This is a genomic window from Vibrio sp. SCP2 (assembly GCF_059295395.1).
On the sequence record NZ_JCAFVV010000001.1, the window covers coordinates 110,531 to 135,197 of the forward strand.

At 43.4% G+C, this 24,667-nt stretch carries 18 protein-coding genes; 12 read left to right on the forward strand and 6 right to left on the reverse strand.

Annotated elements, in window-relative coordinates; translation table 11 throughout:
* Positions 1-149 precede the first annotated feature (149 nt).
* The gene (gene narQ, locus AC5O63_RS00605; RefSeq protein ID WP_494503514.1) at positions 150-1,883 is read left to right on the forward strand and encodes a nitrate/nitrite two-component system sensor histidine kinase NarQ; all 1,734 of its coding nucleotides are present in this window, start codon (positions 150-152) and stop codon (positions 1,881-1,883) included.
* Positions 1,870-2,502, forward strand: a complete 633-nt coding sequence (locus AC5O63_RS00610) for a response regulator (RefSeq protein ID WP_239854625.1) — start codon at positions 1,870-1,872, stop codon at positions 2,500-2,502. The genes narQ and AC5O63_RS00610 overlap by 14 nt, the downstream gene beginning before the upstream one ends.
* Before the next feature lie 64 nt (positions 2,503-2,566).
* Here AC5O63_RS00610 and dcuC read toward each other — a convergent pair whose 3' ends face one another.
* From dcuC to AC5O63_RS00630, 4 genes are all read right to left on the reverse strand, one after another.
* Positions 2,567-3,934 (reverse strand): anaerobic C4-dicarboxylate transporter DcuC, encoded by a 1,368-nt coding sequence (dcuC, locus tag AC5O63_RS00615; RefSeq protein WP_004748089.1) that lies wholly within the window; start codon positions 3,932-3,934, stop codon positions 2,567-2,569.
* A 255-nt stretch (positions 3,935-4,189) separates the two neighbouring features.
* Positions 4,190-5,035: an EAL domain-containing protein gene (locus AC5O63_RS00620; protein ID WP_494503515.1), complete on the reverse strand. Its 846-nt coding sequence runs from the start codon at positions 5,033-5,035 to the stop codon at positions 4,190-4,192.
* A gap of 284 nt (positions 5,036-5,319) precedes the next feature.
* The gene (locus tag AC5O63_RS00625) at positions 5,320-6,108 is read right to left on the reverse strand and encodes a lipase family protein (RefSeq protein ID WP_494503516.1); all 789 of its coding nucleotides are present in this window, start codon (positions 6,106-6,108) and stop codon (positions 5,320-5,322) included.
* A 76-nt stretch (positions 6,109-6,184) separates the two neighbouring features.
* Complete coding sequence (locus tag AC5O63_RS00630; RefSeq protein ID WP_171323621.1) at positions 6,185-6,820, reverse strand: hypothetical protein; 636 nt, start codon at positions 6,818-6,820, stop codon at positions 6,185-6,187.
* A gap of 103 nt (positions 6,821-6,923) precedes the next feature.
* On the opposite strand from AC5O63_RS00630, the gene AC5O63_RS00635 reads away from it, so the two are divergent.
* From AC5O63_RS00635 to AC5O63_RS00645, 3 genes are all read left to right on the forward strand, one after another.
* The gene (locus AC5O63_RS00635; RefSeq protein ID WP_494503517.1) at positions 6,924-7,172 is read left to right on the forward strand and encodes a DUF2164 domain-containing protein; all 249 of its coding nucleotides are present in this window, start codon (positions 6,924-6,926) and stop codon (positions 7,170-7,172) included.
* Between the two features lie 141 nt (positions 7,173-7,313).
* On the forward strand, positions 7,314-7,853 hold the full coding sequence (locus AC5O63_RS00640; protein WP_494503518.1) for a cytochrome b: 540 nt from the start codon (positions 7,314-7,316) through the stop codon (positions 7,851-7,853).
* The gene (locus AC5O63_RS00645; RefSeq protein ID WP_004748099.1) at positions 7,850-8,419 is read left to right on the forward strand and encodes a YceI family protein; all 570 of its coding nucleotides are present in this window, start codon (positions 7,850-7,852) and stop codon (positions 8,417-8,419) included. The genes AC5O63_RS00640 and AC5O63_RS00645 overlap by 4 nt, the downstream gene beginning before the upstream one ends.
* 119 nt (positions 8,420-8,538) lie before the next feature.
* Here the strand turns inward: AC5O63_RS00645 and focA are convergent, their stop codons facing one another.
* Entirely contained in the window at positions 8,539-9,987 is a 1,449-nt protein-coding gene (gene focA / locus AC5O63_RS00650; protein ID WP_494503519.1) for a formate transporter FocA, read from the reverse strand.
* A 250-nt stretch (positions 9,988-10,237) separates the two neighbouring features.
* On the opposite strand from focA, the gene AC5O63_RS00655 reads away from it, so the two are divergent.
* Together AC5O63_RS00655 and AC5O63_RS00660 are read left to right on the forward strand one after the other, a co-directional pair.
* Positions 10,238-11,143 (forward strand): LysR substrate-binding domain-containing protein, encoded by a 906-nt coding sequence (locus AC5O63_RS00655; protein WP_004742669.1) that lies wholly within the window; start codon positions 10,238-10,240, stop codon positions 11,141-11,143.
* 165 nt (positions 11,144-11,308) lie between these two features.
* The gene (locus tag AC5O63_RS00660; protein WP_004742670.1) at positions 11,309-11,794 is read left to right on the forward strand and encodes a DUF1097 domain-containing protein; all 486 of its coding nucleotides are present in this window, start codon (positions 11,309-11,311) and stop codon (positions 11,792-11,794) included.
* Between the two features lie 111 nt (positions 11,795-11,905).
* On the opposite strand, the gene AC5O63_RS00665 is transcribed toward AC5O63_RS00660, so the two are convergent.
* Complete coding sequence (locus tag AC5O63_RS00665; protein WP_004742671.1) at positions 11,906-13,537, reverse strand: ATP-dependent endonuclease; 1,632 nt, start codon at positions 13,535-13,537, stop codon at positions 11,906-11,908.
* A 231-nt stretch (positions 13,538-13,768) separates the two neighbouring features.
* Here AC5O63_RS00665 and AC5O63_RS00670 point away from each other — a divergent pair, with 231 nt between their 5' ends.
* From AC5O63_RS00670 to pulA, 5 genes are all read left to right on the forward strand, one after another.
* Entirely contained in the window at positions 13,769-15,520 is a 1,752-nt protein-coding gene (locus tag AC5O63_RS00670; RefSeq protein ID WP_494503520.1) for a bifunctional metallophosphatase/5'-nucleotidase, read from the forward strand.
* 496 nt (positions 15,521-16,016) lie between these two features.
* Complete coding sequence (locus tag AC5O63_RS00675; RefSeq protein WP_494503521.1) at positions 16,017-16,976, forward strand: TerC/Alx family metal homeostasis membrane protein; 960 nt, start codon at positions 16,017-16,019, stop codon at positions 16,974-16,976.
* A gap of 286 nt (positions 16,977-17,262) precedes the next feature.
* On the forward strand, positions 17,263-17,454 hold the full coding sequence (locus tag AC5O63_RS00680) for a hypothetical protein (protein WP_069669505.1): 192 nt from the start codon (positions 17,263-17,265) through the stop codon (positions 17,452-17,454).
* Positions 17,455-17,582: 128 nt separating this feature from the next.
* Positions 17,583-18,281, forward strand: a complete 699-nt coding sequence (locus AC5O63_RS00685; RefSeq protein ID WP_494503522.1) for a DUF1223 domain-containing protein — start codon at positions 17,583-17,585, stop codon at positions 18,279-18,281.
* Positions 18,282-18,605: 324 nt separating this feature from the next.
* Positions 18,606-24,647: a pullulanase-type alpha-1,6-glucosidase gene (gene pulA / locus AC5O63_RS00690; RefSeq protein WP_494503523.1), complete on the forward strand. Its 6,042-nt coding sequence runs from the start codon at positions 18,606-18,608 to the stop codon at positions 24,645-24,647.
* Positions 24,648-24,667 lie beyond the last annotated feature (20 nt).

The window sequence follows — 24,667 nt, forward strand, 5'->3', positions numbered from 1 at the left end:
ATTTGTATAAATACCCCCTTGGGGGTAATGCCGACTAAAATTGTTTTAGATCAACAAACTTACGCGTAAGTGATCACATATTGTCGCGACAATTACTAATAAGCTTAGTATTTAATCGCAGGTTTTCTATTTAAGGTTTGAATGTTCGAGTGTTAAAAAATGTGAAAAGCTCTGTAACCACCACGGTTGCTAAAGCAATGGTGCTAATTTTGCTTTTGTCTGTAACTACGACTGGGTTCGCAATTTTTACTCTAGCTTCAAGTTTGAACGATGCGGAAGCAGTGAACGTAGCGGGTTCAATGCGGATGCAAAGTTACCGACTTGCGCATGATATCCAGTCGGAATCGGTCGACTATTCGACACATATTATTCAGTTTGAACGCTCGATTTACTCCGATTCGATGAAAGCTCTTCAAAACTGGGCGGTACCCGAAGACATTACCCACGACTATTATCGGTTGATCGTACGTTGGCACGAGCTAAAGCATGTACTGAAAGGCAATGAAAGAGACCGATACTTGGTCCTAGTAGCTGGCTTTGTAAATCAGATCGATTCCTTTGTTTTTAAGCTCCAAGACTATTCCGAGAAGAAACTTATTTCTTTAGCTTGGGTCGGCGGTTTAGGACTGGGCGGAGTGCTGTTGATCAGTATCTTCATTGTCCACTACACGCGTAAGCATATCGTTAAGCCGCTAAACTCGCTGGTCATTGCAAGCGAACAGATTCAATCGCGATCTTTCAATATCGAGTTGAATATAGACAGTGAAAATGAAATGGGTATCTTGTCCAAAGCCTTTAACAAAATGGCAAGAGATCTCGGAAGTCTTTATCGAGGCCTAGAGCAGGCCGTTAACGAGAAAACCCAAAAGCTACAACACGCTAATGATTCGTTGCGCGTTCTTTATCAATCTTCCCAAGAACTTACGGTTTCACGAATCACACAAGATAATTTCTCAGCAATTCTTAAGCATATTGTTAGCCTAGAAGGGATCAAATCAGTACGCTTGGAAATCAATGAGCCCGGTGAAAGGCCGATCTTATTGACTGAAGGTAATGGATGTAAGAAATGCACCAAGCAATGTCAGAGTCAGACTCTTTCTTTGGATGGCATAGAGCTCGGTACTTTGTATTGGAAAGTCTCATTACCGTGCCCAGATCAAGCATTGATTGACAACTTTGTACAGATATTATCCCGTGCGGTATATTACAATCAGGCGCAAAGGCAAGCTGAGCAATTATTAGTGATGGAAGAACGTGCCACAATCGCTCGTGAGCTGCATGATTCTCTCGCTCAGGCTCTTTCGTATTTGAAAATACAAGTTTCTATCTTAAAACGAGGTATGAAAAAGCTTCCTGAAACGCCAGAGCTAGCCAAAACGACACCTGTTCTTGCCGAGCTTGATACAGGTTTGTCTGCTGCATACACACAGCTAAGAGAGCTACTGACAACATTTAGACTGTCTATAAAAGAAGGCAGTTTTGGCTCGGCGCTACATACAATGACAGAACAGCTATCTGATCAAACAGACGCTGAAATTAAATTAACAAATGAGCTTTCTTCAATCGAGCTCGATACGAATCAGCAAGTACATTTGCTGCAATTGATCCGTGAGGCAACAACCAATGCGATCAAGCATGCAGATGCCAAGACAATAACAATAGAGTGCAACGAAAGTGATACCCATATCAAAGTCGCGGTTCGTGATGACGGCGTTGGCTTTGACTCAACCACAGAAAAAGCCAATCATTACGGTTTAAGCATCATGCAAGAGCGCGCCTCTCGGCTGAATGGTGAGTTGAGTATCTCCACTAACCCTCAACAAGGGTGTGAAGTATATTTAGAGTATCCAAAGATAAAGGATTCAAACATTGACAGAGTTTAGAGTTTTATTGGTCGACGACCATCCATTGATGCGCCGCGGTATCAACCAATTATTGAGTTTTGAGGATGAATTTAACGTAGTCGCTGAAGCCAGTAATGGGGCCGAGGCAGTGGCTCAAAATCATGAGCACAAGCCAGACTTGATCTTACTCGATTTAAACATGAAAGGGATGTCAGGTTTAGATACTTTAAACGCACTGCGTGCCGATGACTGTGATGCGACGATTGTTATTTTGACCGTCTCAGATAGCCCAGCGGATATCGAAGCGATTGTTCAGGCGGGTGCAGACGGTTATTTATTGAAAGATACTGAGCCGGATGAGCTAATTGAGTTATTAAAATCTTCGTTACAAGGTAACAAATCTTACAGCAAAGAAGTGGCCAAATACTTAGCAGACCGAGAAAACAGTACAACCGTGTTTGACGAACTCACTGACCGTGAGATGCAGATCCTCAAAGAAGTCGCGAAAGGGCTTAGAAACAAGCAAATTGCTGACACACTGTTTATCTCTGAATCTACCGTTAAGGTACATATGAAGAGTCTACTCAAAAAGCTACAGGTTCCTTCACGTACAGCGGCAACCGTGCTCTACCTTGAGCGATACGGTGAAATTAAATAGCATCATACACATTACAAAAAAGGGCGCTCAGATGAGCGCCCTTGTCGTATATAGATTTCGGAATTTATGCTGACATTGGTACTAGTACTAGCGTGCCAATAATAACGGTTGCTAAACCGCAAAGCACTGGAACAGAGGTACGTTTTACTACTTCAAATGGGCTGATTTTCGCCATACCGGACGTCGCAACAATAACACCTGATACTGGTGAAATTGTACGGCCTAGGTTAGACGCTTGCAGCATTGGGATAATCAAGAATGCTGGATTCAGACCCATTTTAGCCGCAAGAGAAGGCGCTAGCTCAACGAATGCATAGAAAGGTGCATTACCTGAACCTGTCGCGATAGCTGCTGCAACAGTTAAGCCTGTAAGGATAAGCATTAGTGCAATACCGCCTGCGCCTGCTGTCTCAGCAAGGTGAAGTAGGTTATCGATAGCACCAATAGACATCAAACCCTGCGCAAATACGCCTGCCGCAACCAAGAGCATTACAACGCCTTTGAAAGCATCCGCCATACCTTGGTAGCAAGATTCTAGATCTTCGAGGGTTTTTTGTCCGTCAAAACGCTTAACTACAAAGTTAACCAAGGCGCCAATAAAGATTGAAAGAACAACGATGGTGTAGATGTCTAAAGATAGACCAGGGATGGTGCGACCGTTAAACAAGAAAACACCGATGATTGGTAGAAACGGCAGTACCGCATAGAACGCTGGCGCATTCACTTCAATCTCTGAAACGTCTACGCGTTCCATCGGAGAGTTGTCTTTCTTATCAAGATATTTGTTCCAAAAGAAAGCAGCTGCCGACATAACAATAATTGCGCAGATCGATACAGGAAGTACGGTTTGAACAGCAAATACGTCTAGCGCTAGGCCTGATTTCTCAGCGGCGATAACCACATCACCAGATGTAGGTGAAAGGATAATGGCAGCTGGTGAAGCACAGACGGCAACAGCAGCAGGGCGCGAAATACCCATTGCCGTCATCATAGGGAATAGCGTTGCCATCAAAAGAACGCCCAGACCTGTTGCTGAACTTACTGCAAGAGACATCAAGCAAGCTACGATGTAGGCAGCTACGAGCAAAACGTAAGGAGATTTGATGAAGGATAGTGGCTTAGAAAACTGTTTTACTACAACATTGTTAGCGCCAATATGTGTCATGTAAGAAGCAAAGCCACAAAGTAGCATGATTTGCATACCTAGGCCGCCACCGCGGTACTGAAGCATGTATTTAACGTACTCTAGCGCATCAGTGAACATGTTACCTGTTGAAGCGACCTTCGCAGGAAGCACAGTGTGTCCGATTAAGCCAGTAAGGATGAGTAGTAACACACCTGCGGTCAAAAGTACGCCAGCGGGTTTGTAGCCTTTAACAATGAAATAGCCCACTGCAACAGTGACGACTAAGCCAATTAAGAGCTCCAGCATAGAAATCTCCTTAAGATATTAAAAATATAAACAAACTGTTTCAAACTATGTAAAGGAATGTACAGAATTCTATGCTGTGGCACGAGCGATAGTTAAGCATCTGATGATCTAGAACAAAAAATCAATAATAGTATTAATAGTCGTACAAGATCGTGTAGTTAATTCGTTTTTAAGATGTAAATATCTATGGTGGGTGAGCGTTTGGAACTATTAACTAGATCATATATAGGTAAGGGGAATGCTTTTGTGGGTGATTTATTGATAAGATTGGCGGTAGACGATGCTTGGGTCACCAAGTGAACTAAAATTGTTAGTCTCATCGTCATATACAGCGGGTAGTGGCTCTGGAAGAGCGAGAAAATATCCTTGATATAGATCGATTTCTAAGCTTCGCATAGCATCAAGGTGTTGCTGAGTTTCAATGCCTTCAACGACGACTTTCGCACCAAGATTCTTGGCAAGCTTAACAGCAGACAATAACGGGAATTGATCGCCTGTCATGTACGAAATAAGCATAGAACGATCTAGCTTAACGATGTCTGGTTTTAACCGCTCGACACGCTGGCGGTTTGACGCATTAACGCCAAAGTCATCGACGGCAATATTGAAATCACACTCGGATAACTTTTTCATTGCCAACTTTAGGTTATCTTCGTTTGAAGCATCAAGCTCAACGACTTCCATAATTAGCTGTGAGTTCTCGAGATTTAAGGCTTTTAAACGTTGAGAAAGTAAACTTGAATCGATATTTTCTAAGGCGAAATACTCACCAGCAGACGGCAAAACGTTTAGGAACAAGTTGAGGTGGCGATACTGGGATCGCGCAAAGTTTCGGATATGTATCACTCTACTCAGGCGCTCAACATTAATCTTGTCATCGAAATCGATTTGCTGGTTATGAAAAAACTGATCGGGTCTAATAGTACCTTTAACTGAGTCTTCAATACGGACTAGGGCTTCAACTCCGATAATGTTGTCGTCGGCATCGAAAATAGGCTGGTATACGCTATTCAGCGTCAGGCTCTTGTAGGTACCAATGTATTGAGAATCCTCATTTATAGAAAGGCAATCCACAAACTGTTGCTTAGTGGAGAGAATCATACGTACTACCGACCTCTAGAGTGTAAATAAATTATTCCGCATGGGATAGTGCAAAGTTTTGACATAATATTGACATAGGCACATTGCTGTCAATGGTTGTTTACTTCTAGATGGCTAAAGTTTTGAACTAGGCTCAAAATCGAACTATACGCTGTAAACTACCAGTAAGTTTTAATAGGTGTAATATCAATAACGTCAAATGCTATTGATCCAAGTTATATTATTTTGAGGCGTAAAAAAACATCGCACTCATTGTCCAGTTCGATTTTTGGGCGAAGCTCTCATCAACGTTCATCAAAGAAATCTTTATTGCGAATATATTTAGACATTAAGTGGTACGAGAAGGGGCGCATGATCCAGGATACTATTGATAGAGATAGCCTTCGCCATGTCGGCGTATTCTCGTGTATTTTGCCATTGTACAACCACAGCATTTTGCCAACGTGAGAATAGATGACAGGTATGGGGGGTAAGAAAGTGACGATATCTAAGTCGCAGCAAATACGGTATGTCTTGTGACAAAGGAGGTAGTGACGGCCAAACTGAGAACCGCCAATAGCAGGTTGGCCAAAGGTAACAACCCGTTTAACGCTTTTAGGTTTTTGCCTTTCAAGCTTATCGGCGAGTACGCAGCCTAACGCTCCACCTGATGAATGACCAGTGAAAGTGATTCGCTTACCGTCTGAAATCAATTCATCAAGCGTCGTAAACAGCTTATCGATTACGCTAGCCCCCAATGAGTCGTCATTTCGGTTAGCTTGGCTCTCTTGGCGAAGTAAAAAGTGATATCCCGCGTGGATGGAATATGGAAGGTCAAACTGCTGACAACTGCGTTGCCATAGTGCGAGATTTAATAGCCAATCATAAGGATTATGAGAGCCTTTTATAACGATAATTGCCTCTTCTTTATCCTCATGCCAGAGTACACGAATCATCGGTTGACCGAAGCGATTGCGGATTACGCGCTGTCCCTTGGATGAAAATCCATATTGGGTTTGACGAAGGACTGGTCGGTAAGCAAGGTTACACAGCACTGCGTATCTTTCATATTGATAGCGCTTTAACGTCTTCACTCGATACTCTTAGGCAGACACAATACCTATATTAGTATGATAGAAAACAGTGAACGTGTTATGACAAAGCGTTTAATTAACTTAGTTGGATAACCGAGTAGAGTTGGATGTATTTTCTAACAAGCTGTTTATCGGTCGCTCTTTTTAACGGGTGAGTAAATTTCACAAAGTAGGGGCTGATGTTGAAATGTTGCTCCAGAGACTGAGCGAGTAGCGATTCGCTTTCATAAAGCGTAATGCCCTGAATACGGTATTCGTCAATCTCATCGGGTAGTTGTCCGGTCCACCAATGAAGTAACTCACGGCTTTGTTTATTGCGAGTAATCCAATGGTCGGTCAATAGAAGCAAAAGATCGTTAGGCTGAACAGCATATCCGTATTCTTCTTGCCACTGAGCGATCGTTCTAAACAGTTTTTTTCTACATGATGGCCCGGCACTGACTAGGTGAGAGGTGAGTACCCATACCGTTCCAATTTCAGAGCTAACTCGATAGTGGTGTGGGAAATCGGCGCTTGGATTACTGTCTAAAGGCTTATACTCGTAATCATGCCCAAACTCTGTGAGCGTGCGTGATAATCGTCGAGCAAATGCGAGACCCAAGTGATGCTCACTCATCCCTTTGTTGTGAATGGTCGGATAGTGTTTTTCGCACAACGCCATACAATCGGCCTGAAATTCATTAACACTTTGAACCAGCACATCCAATAACAAGATCCATCTCTCCATAATGAGCAATATGCGATACTAGCCTAACACGCGCTAGTTAACTTTCGTTACAGTTAATCGGTAAAATAATATGGTACTTGAAGGGTTTATGTCTAAGATTGAATTTACATCACAACAAAAGCAGGCGATGTCGAGAGAACTTCAAAGCTATATAGAAGAAGAGCTTGATATTGAAATTGGGCAGTTTGATGCAGACTTTCTTTTTGACTTCATTGTTAGCAAATTTGGCGCTGCGTTTTACAACAAAGGACTGTCTGACGCGAAATCGATAATTGAAAGGAAAATTATTGATATCGCAGATGAAATCTACGAAATAGAACAAGAAAGTGAGTTTTAAAAGTTCCTTCAAAAATTTCGAACGACTTAATCAAGCTAAAGACATTTCGCTTATGTAAAGAATGGTAAATAATCTGTTGCAAGAAAGATGAGATATGTACTCTGAATTAAAACAAGAGTCATTAACTTTTAGGACTGTCAGATGAAATCGGAAGTAAAAAACTACAACCTTGTTGCAAGAGGCGTTCATTGGCTCTCTGCATTAGTGATAATAGGTTTGTTTGCTGTAGGTCTATGGATGGTTGATTTGTCTTACTACAGTGAATGGTATCGAACCGCCCCACATTGGCATAAATCAATCGGTTTGTTATTGGCAGGCTTGACCCTATTTAGACTTCTTTGGAAGCTAGTGACAGTGTCACCAAAAACTGAAGGAGCTGCCTATGAGATCATTGGTGCCAAGCTGGCTCACTTAGGAATGTACGCGATACTTTTGGCACTCTTTGCCTCAGGGTACTTAATCTCTACTGAAGATGGACGTGGCATCGATGTATTCACTTGGTTTACAGTGCCAAGCTTAGGAGCCTTGTTTGAAAACCAAGCCGACATTGCTGGACAAGTTCACTTTTACGCCGCTTGGGCACTGATTATTATTGCTGCAGTGCATGCTATTGCGGCTTTGAAACACCACTTTATTAATAAAGACAACACGCTACGCAAAATGATAGGAGCTTCAAAATGAAAAAAACGTTATTTGCTACCGGATTAGCAATGGTAATGGCATTACCATTTGGTGCAAGCGCGGCGGATTACATGATCGATACAAAAGGTGCTCATGCTTCGGTTAACTTTAAAGTTAGTCACCTAGGCTATAGCTTTATTCAAGGTCGTTTTAACACTTTTGATGGCGAGTTTTCTTACGACCCAGCTAACGTTGCTGCATCAAAAGTGACAGTGAATGTAGATACGACGAGTCTAGATTCAAACCATGCAGAACGTGATAAGCACATTCGTAGCTCAGATTTTATTGATGCGTCGAAATACTCTACTGCGACATTCACTAGTACAAGTGTTGTCGACAAAGGCAATGGTAAGCTTGAAGTTAATGGCGACCTAAACCTACACGGTGTAACTAAACCAATTACTATTGATGCGACCTTCATCGGTGCAGGTCAAGACCCTTGGGGTGGTGAACGTGCTGGCTTCTTAGGCTCAACTCGCCTAGAACTTGCAGACTTCAATATCCCAGTGATGGGTGCATCAAGCTACGTTGATATGGAACTACACGTAGAAGGTATCAAGAAGTAATCCATTTACTGCTTAACGACAAAATAGCCCCCAACTTACGTTGGGGGCTTTTTTGGTCAAGCGACTTATTTCCTAACCAAAATTCTAGCCGTATCGTTGATCGTTGCTAAGTTTTATCTTTACGCTGATTCAAGTTCGCGCTGTTCTACAACGCTCACGCGTTCCCCATAGATAGGGCGAAGAGCACCTAATACATGTTCACGTGAAATCACACCAACTAATGCGCCGTTATCCAATACTGGCAGCACATGCGGTTTACTTACTTTCATTGCTTTAGCACGCTCTTCTAAAGAAAGTGTCGTGAACTGAGTGGCAATCCCCATGCTAGTCGTTGGGTAAAGCTGTTCTTTATCAATGCATAAGAACTCAGCAATGTCGACCAACTTGTCATTAGCATCAATAGCAACAACGTCTCGTGACATAATGTCGACGACTTTCTGGTCTTGAGCTGGAATGTAATCTTGGCACCAAAGATCTACCATGACGTCATGAGCTGAGAAGAATCCAACTAGTCGGCCTTCAACGTCACAAACCGGTGCACTGACTTGATGGTTGTCTAGTAGAGTATCGATCGCCACTGACGTTAGCATTTCTGCACGTAGTACTAGAGGTTGCTGGTTCATAATTGCTGATGCAGTAATGTTGCTGTTCATAGTGATTTCCTTAGCCGAATTAATCTGAGTTGTTGTAGTGATTGCGTGTACATTTGCCGCTTTTAACTGTGGGCGACGATAGATTCCCCAGTTAGCCAATCCGACGAGTACAGAGCCGCCGACGATGTTGCCTAACGTGACAGGAATAAGGTTGGCGAAGACAAATTGTTGAATGTTGAGGTCAGCATATTGAGTGGATGCGACTCCGATTTGCTGCCAGAAACTTTCAGGTGCGAAGTTGTGAATAACGATACCCAGTGGCACCATAAACATGTTTGCGACGCAGTGTTCAAAGCCACTAGAAACAAACATGGCAACTGGCATTATGGTCATTGCTGCTTTTGTCATCGCATTGGCACTGCTGAAAGTGAGCCATATAGCCAAACAAACCAGTAAGTTACACAGAACACCCAGAGCAAAAGCTTGAACAGGAGTATGGTGCAATTTATGTTGCGCGATGTTTAAAGCATTGAGACCCCACTGACCGTGATCCATTTGATACAGGCCAGCAGCAGAAACGATAACGAGTAGCAACATGGCTCCAATAAAGTTACCAAGGTAAACTTTGCCCCAAATAGAAAGCATCTTGCTAAAGCTAATTTGTTTGTTCGCCCATGAAATGCTTGATAGGACGGAACTGGTAAATAACTCTCCACCGCAAATCACAATAAGAATAAGTCCCATGCTAAAAGCGAGCCCGCCCGCTAAGCGACTTAATCCCCATCCAGCTTCGGCACTACCCGTTGTCACCGTAATGTAGAACAAAAACGCGAGACCGATGAATGCGCCTGCCATAATGGCAAGACTTAACGTCATTCCGCTGCTTTTCTTTGCTTTACTGAGAGCAAATTTTTCAGCTTCAGCCATCATCTCGATGGGCGAAAAGTATTGATTATTCGTTTGTGCTGACGCCATACCCACTCCCAAATGCAAATTTCATATAAACCTCCTTACAAATTCAGCGACGTCATGTTCGCTGCCAAATCAGAATAGGAAACTGACTACTACAGGTAAAATTGATAATTTTTAAAAACCACATCAAAAATATTGATATGGAAATTTTGATAGGTAAAATGAAACGACTTGCTTATTGGAAAGTACAATTTGCGAGAGATCAGAGTGTTACAGAGAACAACTCAATAAAGGATACAAGGATAGGAGCGCTATGCGATATTCATTAAAACAGCTCGCAGTTTTTGATGCTGTTGCTGATACGGGAAGTGTAAGTATGGCCGCCGATAAGCTTGCGTTAACGCAATCGGCGACCAGTATGTCGCTCGCTCAACTTGAAAAGATGCTTGGCCGGCCTTTGTTTGAAAGGCAAGGTAAGCAAATGGCGCTAACGCATTGGGGAATGTGGTTACGGCCAAAAGCAAAACGCTTGCTCCAGGACGCTCAGCAAATCGAAATGGGGTTTTATGAGCAACACTTATTAAGTGGGCATTTAAAGCTAGGCGCAAGCCAAACCCCAGCGGAACACTTAGTACCAGACCTTATCAGTATTATTGATAACTCATTTCCAGAGATGCGTATTTCACTCAAAGTGAAAAGTACTGACAGCGTTTTACAGGGTGTACTTGACTATAAATATGATATTGGGATTATCGAAGGTCGCTGTGACGACAATCGATTGAACCAAGAGGTATGGTGTCGAGATCATTTGACGGTAGTTGCCGCTGCCCATCACCCATTTGCACGCCACGAAACCGTAAGCCTTGCGCAGCTTGAACAAGCACGTTGGGTCTTAAGAGAGCATGGTAGTGGCACAAGAATGATATTTGATAGTTCTATTCACCATCTTATTGAAGACTTAGATGTTTGGCGTGAGTATGAACACGTTCCTGTCTTGCGTAGTATGGTTGAAAATGGCCAGTATCTTACCTGTTTACCGTATCTTGATGTTGAACGCTCTATCGAAAGTGGTCAGCTAGTGGCTCTTAATGTTCCTGAGCTTACGATGGAACGAACGCTCTCATTTGTATGGCGAGCTGATATGGTCGAAAACCCTCTAGTAGAATGTATTAAGAGAGAGGGGGCACGAATGATGAAAGGGAAACCATCAGTCCTCTAGTATTTACTAAAACTGTTGAAATATCGATTGCATCACAATAACAATGATCTATTGAATGGTTGTTACTTTGATAATGTGATCAATGTATTACTTGTGGGGCGGTATTTTACCTATTATGCGCACTTGTACTTTTGATGTGTGAAACCACACACTGAGCGAGGCGTAATGAGCACTCTTGTCGCAATTTCACTTACTACAGGCATTTTATCTGGACTATGGGGATGGGTCGCTATCTCCTTAGGGCTGCTATCTTGGGCGGGTTTCTTAGGCTGTACCAGCTATTTTGCTTCACCAAATGATGGTCTAAAAGGGCTATCAGTAAGTTTGATAACGAATATGAGTGGTGTATTTTGGGCGATGGTGATTATTCATGCTTCGCAATTTGCCTCGCTTGAGATCCTTGGCTATGTCATTACAGCCGTTGTAGCGTTCTTTATGTGCGTGCAAGCTAAGCAATCTTGGTTAGGTTACATACCGGGCACTTTCATTGGTTCATGTGCGACTTTCGCAGCAGATGGTAATTGGAAGCTAGTTATTCCTTCGCTGATTTTAGGCGGTATTTTTGGTTACCTAATGAAAGCGAGTGGTATGTGGGTTCATCAAAAGTCGACTCAATCTCAGGCTAATGGACGTTTACAGACGCGCTCTTAGCCTTTGATGCTCATCCTAGCGACATTACCGAAGTTGTTTAGGATTACCCCCGATTGATTTGTATCAGCAGCATTTTTGATACGCGGCATCTATTGTATAGATGCCGCTTTTTTATGTGTTACCGTTAGCCATCGTTACGACACGTTTTAACGTCCAACGAAGTAAGAGTGGTATTCCTTCAACACCTTGATTCTCACAGTACGAGACAATCGCTAGTGCAAGGTCTGGTTTAGCGAACTTCTTAAGCACTCTAGTCACGACTTTTTTGGCGGGGATTGGGTGGTCTAATGGAATACGCACCATGTTTTTAAAAAATGGTTCAAATCCATTGTTATATAAGTAGTGTTCGATATCTCGATCGGGCAATTCAGTGAGTCGGTGCCTCTGTTGATCGTTATCTAGCTGTGCCTTCACCGCTGCGGCATATTTCTTACCCGCCGCGTCTCCATCAGTTACCACGTGCCAATCGATACCAAAAGCCTTTGCGACTTTGATAAGAGACTTTAACCCCGATTGGGCAAATTCAATGATTTGAACCCCTTCAGCAGCGAGGTTATAGCCGCATTGGTTGGCTAATTCGTTGAATAACCAGACTTCTGTTTCCCCCTCAACCAACAGCCAACAACGTGCAAAAAGTGCACCAGAGCGATGGAAGCGGATATGAAAACCTATGCGTCTTAACTCGTCTTTGCCTAACCCTTGGTCGGGAATGTATTTTGTGATCGTTCGGTCAGAAAGTCGAACTAGGCGACGGATACTCGCGAGAGGTACTTGCCCAAGCAGTTCGCCACTATTTGTTGTGAGTATCTTCTGCATAGGTAGCAACTGCAATAAACCCCATGCGCGAGCTAAATGGGTCGGGTGGAGTCGACCTTCAGGATCTTCAATGATCAATAGAGGTCGGGCACAACGCCTCAATGTGGTCGGTCCTTTGGCTTGCAGATACGCGTTTAGTAAGCCCATAAACAGTAAGCGTGTCTGCTTGTCTTTGGTTTCTTCGACAACTTGAGAAATACTCTTTGAGCCAGGTGAAGCATTAAAGAAAATACCGTCTCGTTGTTTTCGTAGGTTCTTACGTGAGTTGGATTTAAACGAGAAATAGTGCTCGACTAAGGCATTCATTGAATTGAGGCTACTGCGCATCTCACCTTTGTTTACATGGCCGGGGATCGCCATTAATCGGCGGCAGGTATTATCAATTCGCTTCTCTACGCGTGCATTCACGTCTTTGGCATCAGCGATGGGGCGCTCGAATCGTCTTGAATCACGTAGTCTAATTACTGGGTGCAATGTCATTAACTCTTGCGCAAGCTTCTCAGAATGATGAAGAGGGATCGGGTTACCATCTAAATCGAGGAAGGTGTAGTTAGTTTTGATATCATATTGATCTCTAGAGGCGCTTAGACGATAGATGATTCGGTTTGTTCCTTGTGGGTCTTGTACCCATATTGGCTTTATCTTTCTATATCGACCAGAATTGATTTCGTTCTTATCTGTCGATACAAGACTAAGCACGATTTGTAGGTGTTGACTTTGAGGGTGGGCGATCGAGTAATCAACATGAAAGTCAGTTAACTCGAAGCTGTAAGGAATGCCTTCAGGGGGAAGGGCAACAGATAATGCGTCCAATAACGAAGATTTACCCCAGGTGTTCTCACCGATAAGCGTGGTTAATTCATCAAATGCAATAGAAAGACGTTTTATGCCGCGAAAACCAGATATTTCTATTCGCTCTAGCTTCATAGAGTGGCTCCATTACGCTGTAGTTAAATTAAGCATAATCGAAAACTTGTGTGTCAGCAGGCGTTTAGGTCACAATCCAAAGCATAATTTCGTTTGTGATTAACTCTTAATCAATAATGACAAACCTCTCAGAAAATTATGTATATAGAGCGTCATATTTAAAATGAGTGTGAAATATAATGATTCTGTCATATGGAATGCGGTAGGATAATGTGAAAAGAGAGAGAAGATATGACAGATAAAAACAATAAAACAACTAAATTAAGATTAGCTCATATAAACGACACCCATTCCTATTTCGAACCCACTTCATTACAACTTACCATTGATGTTGACGGCAAAGCACTTTCACCATTTGTCAGCGCTGGTGGTTTTGCCCGTATAAAGACACGCGTCAACCAACTACGAAGTGAAGCGAGTGAAAGTGGTTCAGAGTTCTTATTTTTACATGCCGGTGATTGTTTCCAAGGCACACTCTATTTCTCCCTGTTTAAAGGCGAAGCCAACGCCACTATGCTCAATGAGCTGCAAATAGATGCCATGGCTCTCGGAAATCATGAGTTAGATATGGGTAATGAACCCGTCGCGCAATTTGCCAAGCAAATCGATTTTCCATTGCTTGCGGGCAACTGGGATTTGAGCAATGAACTGAATGATAAAACGTGTCGACTATCAGATAACTCAGCCATCGTTAGCTTCGACGCACAAAATAAATCTGCCAATTGGATAGAGAAACAGGTTGGCGATGACAGCGTCGCTATATTCTCACTAGCGCTAGATAAGATGGCAGATATCTCAAACCCAGATTGGGATACGCCTTTTATCAATTCAATTGAAACCGCCAGGAATACGGTAGAGCAGATCCATAAAGCAGGGATTAATAAAATCATTTTGCTGAGTCATATGGGCTACGAGGCGGATATGGAACTGCCAAAGCATGTTGACGGGATCAGCGTTATTGTTGGTGGGCATAGTCACAGGTTACAGGGTGACTTTAGTCAGTTAGGCCTTGCTAAAGAGGATGAGTACGGAATTAAAGTGAACCAAACTCATGTTGTTCAAGCAGGATTCCACGCGTTGTCAATTGGCCATTGTGACTTAGAGTTCGATGCGCAAGGGGCTTTGGTCTCGTTTAAAGGTCAAAATGATTTATTACTAGGGCGAAGATTGTTCATCGATGCAAGCATGAACGAAACTCATAATGAAGTCCCTTACAACGTTGCGAGAAGTTTTATAGATAACCACCCAAATGTGGTTGTATGTAAAAAAGACATCACTGTTCAAAATATTCTCAACGATAAATACACTACGCAAGTACGTGAATTACAGCGCAAGATCATCGCGAAAGCGGATAGAAAACTGCGCCATATACGAGTGCCTGATGAACAAGGTGCCAGTGAACTCGCGCCGCTCGTCGCTGAATCTTTTACTTACACGATGAAGCAATGCGGGTTTAGCGTTGATTTTGCGATTCATAATGCGGGCGGTGTGAGAAACTCAATTAACCCTGGCAATATCTCTGTAGCGGATGTTGCCGGTAAGTTGCTGCCTTTTGCCGTTCCTATCGGTGTGTACACGATTAAAGGTCAATACTTGCCGCTTATCCTTGAAGGTGCGTTAGATAATGCGCTCAATAATGGTATAGAAGGGACAGGAGACGGCTCTTATCCTTACACTCATAATCTACGCTTCGAATATCAACCGTCAAACCCTAAAGGTCAGCGTGTCACCCACCTTGAGCTGAAAAGCGAAGCCGGAGAATGGCAAAAAATAGAGTGCGAGCGTCTCTATATGGGAACATCGTCCGCTTATACCATGAAGGGCAAAGAAGGCTATGAAGCAATCAGCAATATGGAAGACGAAGGTGTAGTCACGACGCATTCTATGGCTGATTGCTTTATCAACTTACTCACAGATCAACCCGAAGTATTAAACCGTGACGTGAGTGATGTGATTATCCAACGATGGCATAAAGGTTGCTAATTACTCCATGGGTTCGTGCTACGAATAAATAGTACTCAAAGGAGGGTATTATGTGGAGTAAAGATTGGATAGATGTTGCCGTCGTCGTTAGCTGGGTTAGCGTTTGGTCTGCACTGGTCTACTTTATTCCTGTCGGTGGAGTATAAGGTCATAAAAGCCAAGGTTACCGTCAAAAATATCACCGCAGGAACGCAGTGGAAAAGGAGCAAATAATTTGCTCCTTTTTGGTTTTTGTTATGGACTCTCGCTTAATTTAGGAATAGTATGCGCCTTGTTTGGGGAGTAGTCGCCTCTGGTTTACTTATCGTCATCTCGTTAGACGCAGTTCTATCCGGTAAGTATAAGTATTGCTGATAATCACTATCAGGCAGTATTTCGACGAGACCAACGTAATCAAATGCTACACCAGTGTTTATAGACATTGGGGTAGAGTGTTTGTTTGCGGTAGGGATCGTCACAATTCAATATATCCGATCCCTCCGCCTCTGGAGGATTTATGACCCCAATTACTTACTTTAGCTTCGGCATACTGACACTAGTCCTTGTTGCGCTTGATATATGGCAAACGCGCGGTGGACAAATCACGATCAAGAAAGCAGCGGTGTGGAGCGTATTTTGGTTCGCTTTGGCGTTTTTGTTTGCAGCCACCATCTACTTATTCTGGGATTTCTACGCACCGGGTAGTGAGTACACGGCTGAGAAAGCGACAGTTTCATTTATTACTGGCTATTTGTTAGAAAAATCGTTGAGTGTCGATAACCTGTTCGTGTTCGCGATTATTTTCCATCAATATGCAGTTCCTGAACACTTACGTCCACGTGCTTTGCTATGGGGTGTGATAGGTGCGCTGATCTTAAGGGCGATAATGATTGCTGTGGGGGCTCAATTGCTTGCTCAGTACCACTGGGTACTATACGTGTTTGCGTTGTTCCTCATCTGGACAGGTATTCAGCTTGCGAGAGATAAAGGGGATGAGGAAATCAACCCACTACCTGAACGACTCATTCGCCGTTTTATTCCGGTTAGTGAAAGCTATAGAGGCAACGCTCTAACAATCGTAGAGCAGGGCAAACGTATTGCGACTCCAATGTTCATTGTGATTGCGGTTATCGCGTTTATGGATGTCATGTTCGCGCTTGATTCAATTCCAGCAATATTTGCGGTAACAAGAGAGCCGTTCTTAGTGCTAGCAGCTAACGTATTTGCATTGCTTGGGTTACGCTCTCTGTACTTCGTTTTACAAGGTATGATGGATAAGTTTATCTATCTTAAACCAGCTCTGTCTTTCATCATGGTTTTCATCGGTATCAAGATGATGCTTGTTGGTTCAGAGTGGGAAATCCCGACGGTCGTCTCTTTATTGGTTCTGCTAACGACGATGACAATTGCAGTTATCGCTTCTATTATTAAGCAGAGAAATGAGTCAATGAAAACTGATGTAGTTGTTGATAAATAAACTAATAATTTAAAACTGACTAGCCGCTACTAAAACCAAATATGTTGTAAAATATTTGTGATCTTAGGGCGGCTTTTTTATTGCCTAAAAAATAATAATTCAGAAATAGCAGGTTTTAATGAAATACTATTCATTCCGAACGCATAATGGACGGAGTGGGTTGTTAATGGCTTGTTTTATAAGAATAACTAATCCGAAAAGACAAAAATAGTCATTTTTTGATCAGTAAATTATTGCTTAATATTGCCGCATCAAAACGAATTAAACAGTTTATAGAGAGGCAATCATGGCACAAGCAATGCAAATCGGTAACATCGAAGCTCCTATCTCTATGGATAAAAAAACCTACGCGGTTTCTTTCAAAGGATTGATTGCACACCTATTAGATATTCTTTTCACTGACAACAGTGAACCTCGCGCTCACTATGCGAGTGATCTGTCGGGTCATATGCAGAAAGATATTGGTCTTTATCGTTAATTGCGATTTCAGATTTCACTAAAACGCTGGCAGAACGCTAGCGTTTTTTTTGCTTTCAGGAAATTAAATCGAACATCAGGCGGTCAATCTCTTCAGATAAGTAAAAGTATCACAGAAAGGATTTGATGATGACCGCTTTGATCGCTCTCTCCGTTGTATCTACCGTATCCGCGGGCCAAATCTGGGTTAACGAAGGACAGCCAGCTCAGGTGGTAGAACTGTTTACCTCTGAGGGGTGTTCTAGCTGCCCACCAGCAGACAAATACATCTCTAAATTTGAAAGTAATCGTGGCTTGTGGGATGAGCTTATCCCTGTGGTTTATCACGTAGATTATTGGGACTATCTCGGATGGAAAGACAAATTTGCTAAGCCAGAGTTCTCTCAATTACAACGTCTTTATAACGCTTATGATGTAGTGGGAAGTGTTTACACCCCTGGCTTTGTCGTCGACGGTAAAGAGTGGCGAGGCTTTTTCAATTGGGTAAATAGAAAGTTGCCTGAAAACGAGCAAACTGCGGCAAAACGCTTGACCTTAGTAAGAAAGGATAATGCTTTCCAACTGAAATACGATGATGACTCGACATTGGATGCAACGATCATCTTTCTTTCAAACAATCAAACGACGCAGATTCGAGCAGGTGAAAACAGAGGAAGGACTCTAGAGCATGATTTTATCGCAGTAAGCCGATCACAAGCTCGCTCTTCAGAAGGTCATTGGACTTTTACTTATGAAGGGAACTTGAGCGATATCGACGCCGTTGCTGCTTGGATCACTCCAGTTGGAAGTTTTAATCGTATTCAGACGGTTGCTGGCAAGATAGAGTAACTTTCGCTAGAACACGTACTAGATCATAATTCTCATATTTGAGGCACATTGTTGTAATCCTACAGATAATCGGCCGTCTACTGCTACAAAGTGCCACTTTCCTCACTCTATGTGCCACATGAGTGTAATGTTCCGATCGAATTCAGCCTTAGCTATGTGAGATTCAATCCAAAAACAGTTCTACTCCTTTTTGTCTACGCCTATGAGAGAGGTTTTATAGGATGAGGTGAGATTTTGATATCCAAATATAACGTAAACCTGAGGTTTTGTGACTTTATTTCAACAAGTTTGACCTTAGAACGTGAATTTAAAATGGATATAAAAATGAACATCAAACCAACCAAACTCAGCATCGCCATGGCGTCGCTTGGGCTACTAGCTGGCTGTAATGATCAGCTAGAAGTACAAGTGATGGATGGCTACATTGAAAAAGCCGAAGTCTGGCTAGACGTAAATGGAAACTACAAGCAAGATGGCGATGAGCCTTCGTCTATCACAGACGAGAAAGGCTATGCGGTACTTGATATCAGTGGGCTCTCTAAGCGTGATAGAAACGCGCACCTGATAGCGAAAGTAAAACGAGGGGAGTCGATTGATAGCGATATTCCCGGCGTAACAGCAGCACGTGAGTACGTCATGCTCGCTCCAGCGGAGTACAGTCACATTACGCCACTGACGACCTATGTGTCGCTACAAATGATGGATGGAAAAAGCGAAAAGAGAGCACTGAAAAAACTCCGTCGTCAGTTAAAGCAGCCCCATCTCGATCTAGATTCCGATTACATTGAAAATGGCAATGCGCTTGTAGCAAAAAGTGCGAAAGCCCTAAGTCAAATCTTGCCTGACTCTATTGAAGAGCAAACTTTAGATCCACTTTTAGACACAATAGAGCAGGGTACAAAGGCCTTAGGTGAAGAAAAGAAACGCGGTAACCGAACACTAGAAGGCATAACACTGGCACTGAATGGCGGTAATCCAATAGTGACTTTGGACTCAGATGGCGATGGCGTTGCAGACAGCGTAGATGCTTTCCCTCACGATATTCAAGAGTCCGTTGATAGTGACAATGATGGAATTGGTGACCATCGTGATACAGACGATGATAATGATGGATTCTCAGACCAAGTGGAGCGTGAATTAGGCACCGATCCTTACAGTGCTTCTAGTCAACCTGCCGATCTTGATGGAGACAAAATCCCAGATAGTCTAGACCCTGACATCGATGGCGATGGTTGGAGCAATGTTGACGAAGAACGTCTGGGAAGCAATCCCTACTCAGCAGAAAGTAAGCCAAGTGACTACGATGGAGATGGGATTGCAGATTCAGAAGACACAGATATTGATGGTGATGGTGCGCCTAATAACAGTGATGCGTTTCCAAAGGATAGACTTGAAAGCAAAGACACTAACGGCGATGGCCTAGGGGATTTTGCATCAAGTGATGATGACGGAGATGGGATACCTGACTCCATCGACCCTAACCCTAAGAGCCCCGATAATACGTCTACCGAACCTGCGCCAACGTATCAAGAAGCGGTTATCTATTACAAGCGCGAAGATGGAAATTACGCCGACTGGGGACTGCACCTTTGGAACAATGGAAGCTGTGATGCAGTAAGTGACGATGCATTGAATGGTGTCGATTGGGCGAACCCGCTTGCTTGGAAGGTAATTGACCCTGAGTTCGGCGCCAAATTTGTTGTATCCCTTAAAGATGCACACGGCACATGTATGAACTTTATCGTGCATAAAGGCAATGATAAGGCATTGGGTGGTGACGATCTTAAACTTGAATTTACCAAAGGCAATACTCTCTATACCACTCACGGTAGTTCAACTCTTAAGTATTCTCCGAACGAACAAACGGTTGTTGAACTCTCTGGCGCTGCAGCACACTGGTTAGATCTTAATAATTTAGCTTGGTTTGATCATTCACAAGCGAAAAGTTACCAGCTTTGGTCTACCTTTGCGGGAGCGGGTGATATAACCAAACCTGAGATGTTTACTAAACACGATCTAGGGCTAGCAGGCGTAGTTGATAATGCCAAATTCCCACACCTTAAAGGTCGAGTTCAGTTCAATCTGGCTGTAACCGCCGAAGAGGCGAAGGCATTACTCAAGCAGCAATTAATTGCCGTTGCTCTTGATGAGCAAGGCAAACCTTTGGTCGCGACACGCATTCAGATCCCTGGAGTGATAGATGCGCTATACACCAGTGGGCCAAATGATGCCGATGAAGCGAAGCTCGGGAGTTGGATTGACGGTGATACGGCTAACTTCGCGGTTTGGGCACCAACAGCTCAAGATGTGGAGCTTTATCTATACGATAGTGACAAAGCACTTGTTCAAGCGTCACCGATTAAGATGACGTTAAACTCAGACACAGGTGTATGGGGTTACCAAGGTAGTTCTTCATTAGAAAATATCTTCTACCGTTATCGCGTTAAAGCTTATCACCCGAAAACGGATCACGTTGAATGGATGATGAGTACTGATCCTTACTCACTTTCTCTGAGTACAGATAGCTTACATTCTCAACTTGTGGACTTAAATTCTGCGCAAACTAAACCGAACGGTTGGGACTCGCACGATGTTCCGGTATTGCAAAATCCAGAAGACCACATCATTTATGAATTGCACATTCGTGATTTCAGCGTTAGTGACAAGCATGGTACGCCTGAAAGGAACGGTAAGTATACTGCTTTCTTAGAAGATGAGCGTGACAGTGTTAAGCAACTCAAGTCGTTAAAAGAGTCTGGTTTAACAACGATTCACTTGTTGCCAAGCTATGACCTTGCTTCTATTCCGGAACAGGAATCTAAAACGGTCAACCTAAATGATACGGTGGGTAAACTATGTTCAGTCAATCCTAAAGCGAAATTGTGTGAAGATGGAACCAGCCACAGTTCGACGATCTTATCCCTTCTAGAAAAGACCGATCCTAATACCGGCGAGGCACAAGCGCTTCTTGCTGACATCAGGCCACTCGATGGTTTCAACTGGGGCTACGATCCGTTCCATTACAGTGCGCCGGAAGGTAGCTACGCAGTGTCAAAAGATGGCACAGACCGTATTCGAGAATATCGAGAAATGGTCAAGAAACTTCACGAAATGGGATTCCGCGTGGTTCAAGACGTGGTGTACAACCATACGTATTCATCTGGTCTTTACGACAAATCCGTGCTCGATAAAACCGTTCCGGGCTACTACCACCGTTTAAACCCGATTACTGGTGCGGTAGAAAATTCCACTTGTTGTGATAACACAGCATCAGAAAACCGCATGTTTGAAAAGCTAGTAGCAGACAGCGTAATGATGTGGGCTCAAGACTACAAGATTGATGGTTTCCGTTTTGATTTAATGGGCCACTTGATGAAGTCGAGCATGCTACATGTTTATGATAAGGCGAAACAAGTTGACCCAGACACTTGGTTCTATGGTGAAGGTTGGAACTTTGGTGAAGTCGCAAATGGTCAACGTGGTGAAAACGCAACACAGTGGCCAATGGCGGGCACAGGAATCGGCACCTATAACGATAGGCTTCGCGACGGAGTACGCGGAGGTGGTCCTTTCGATAGTGGCGATGCACTGCTGAAGACTCCTGGCTTTGCAAACGCTGGAGACAGGTTTGATGACGCATTGAAGTCGAAAATGGATCTAATCCGTTATGGCATGACAGGTAACCTACAAAATTACCCTCTTGAAACCTATAGTGGCAGCGTAGTGTATGGCAAAGACTACCAATATGGTGGTCAAGGCGCAGCCTATACTTTAGACCCTCAAGAGTCGATCAACTATGTCTCTAAGCATGACAACCAGACCTTGTGGGACTTTAACCAATATAAAGCGTCTGCAGATATGACGGCAGAGCAAAGAGCCCGAATGCAGATTGTTGGTTTGTCGACGGTGATGCTCGGTCAAGGCGTACCATTCCTTCATATGGGCTCAGAACTACTTCGCTCTAAATCAATGGAGCGTGATAGTTACGACAGTGGTGATTGGTATAACAAGGTTGATTTCAGCAAACAAACGAACAACTGGAATATCGGCTTACCAAGAGCAGACAAAGACCAAGCTAACTGGAATGCGATTAAATCTATCATCAGCAACCCAAATACCGTTGCGTCGGCTAAAGATATCGAATGGACAGACAGTGCGTTTAAAGCATTATTGCAAGTTCGTTCTTCAACGCCTCTTCTCAAGCTTGTTTCTGAAAAAGAGGTGGTCGATCGCGTACGATTCCACAATACGGGAAGCAACGCCTTACCGGGGTTAATTGCTATGTCAGTTAACGATGGTATTTCTGTAGGTGCTGATCTCGATAGCAACAATGATGCATTAATGGTCGTAATCAATGCCAATACTTCTGAGCAAACCCTCAAAGTAGCGGGAGCAAAAGATTTTGTCCTACATGATGCGTTGAGAAATTCAGATGACCCTATCGTTAAACAAGCGACGTTCGCCAACGAGAACTTTACGGTTCCTCCACTGACCGCAGCTGTATTTGTCTTGCCGCAGAGCGGAGGTCAAGGTGAAGGGCTCGTTGTTGATAACAAGCCATTTGATGTCGCGCCTTATGGGACGACTAAGGTGTACGTACGCGGTTCTATGAATGGTTGGAACACGAGCAGTGAAATGCAGTACAAAGGCGATGGTGTCTATACATTCAACGGGTATCTAACGCCTGGTGTGTATGAGTTTAAGATTGCTTCGTCAGATTGGAGCACACTTAACCTTGGCTTCGGCTCATTCTCGGCGGCCAATGGCTCGATAGCGCTTGAAGATGCGGGAAATGGAAACATTAAGGTAACGGTCACTAAGCAAGGTGTTTATGACTTTAGTCTAAATGCGCAAGATAAGTCATCTTTAGTCGTTAGCGTGAAAGATACTGGTCTCGATTACGGATGTTATAGCGATAACAACACGGCCTGTGACCTGCGTATTTATCAAGTCATGGTTGAATCCTTTGTTGATGGAGATTCGAATCATGATTATGGCGTAGGTTATGGAAACTCTCATCATAAAGGGGATCTTCAAGGGATCATTAACAGCCTTGATTATATTAAGAGCCTAAACATGAATGCGCTTTGGTTAACACCAGTGTTTGATTCATGTGCGGGTCAAGGTGGTGATGATAAGCTCGATGCGACGGGCTACTTTGCCTGTGACTTCTTTAATGTAGACCCTAAATTCGGCACCAACGAGAAGCTAAAAGAGCTCATTGATACTGCTCATACGAAAGGGCTGTATGTGTTCTTAGATGGTGTGTTTGGTCATACTCATATTAGTGGTGCTAAACCATCACCGACCGGTAAAGTGCCAAGTTTGAGAAAAGAATCAGGTTATCCGGGTCAATATGTTGTCTATCCGAATGCAGACAGTGAAGCCTTTTTCACCGAAGTCGCAACATACTGGATTAAAGAGTATGGCATTGATGGCTGGAGACTGGACCAAGCTTACCAAGTCCCGCTTGATAGCTGGCGCAATATCCGAACGGCTGTTGAAAAAGCATCGATGGAAAATGTTATCGCAGGTAAGAAATGGGGCACTTTGGGTTACATGGTAGGTGAAGCATGGAGCAGTGCGGATGAAATTACTCGTACTGTCTATGGTAGCGATGCCAAACCAGGGCTTTCATCAGCGTTTAATTTCCCACTTCGTTATGGTTTAGTTCAGGCGCTTGCTGTTGAAGAGTCTGGTGCTAAGAGTAACGCACGTGCACTCGACGCGGATTGGAACTCGAGAACAAAAGCGCCTTATCATGCAATGCCGAACTTAATGATTGGTAATCACGATCTGGTTCGTTTTGGTGATCTGATCCAACGTGGTGGGCTGAATAATTACTTCCCACGCCATAAAGCGGCATACAGTTTCTTAGCAGCGTACTCGGGGCCAATTACTTTCTACTATGGAGAGGAAATTGGTGATGAAGTTGAAAACTTTGCCGCGAAAGTAACTTCTGATTGCGTTACGCAGGGCATGTGCGATGACCACGTCGCTCGCTCAAGTGCAAAAGTGGAAGGAGTGACATCAACAACACTTAACGCGGAGCAGAGTGATCTGAAAGCTTACGTCGCTAAGCTAATGAAAGTCCGAAGCGAGCACCCTGCGCTATACAATGGTGAGCGAAGAAACCTTTGGCTAGACGATACGTTATACGCGGATCTTAAAGTCAATGGCGATCAGCAGATCATCTATGTATTGAATACTGGAGAGAGCCAACGAACGCTAAACGTCGATTTATCACGTGTTAAATCTGCAACAGAGTTTGTCGATCTAATGACAGGTGAAACTATCAATGTTCAGTCTGTAAATGGAGCTGTTGAAGTCCCTCCATTGACTGGTAGATTGCTTCTTCTCAAGTAACACTCAACTTTTAACAAATA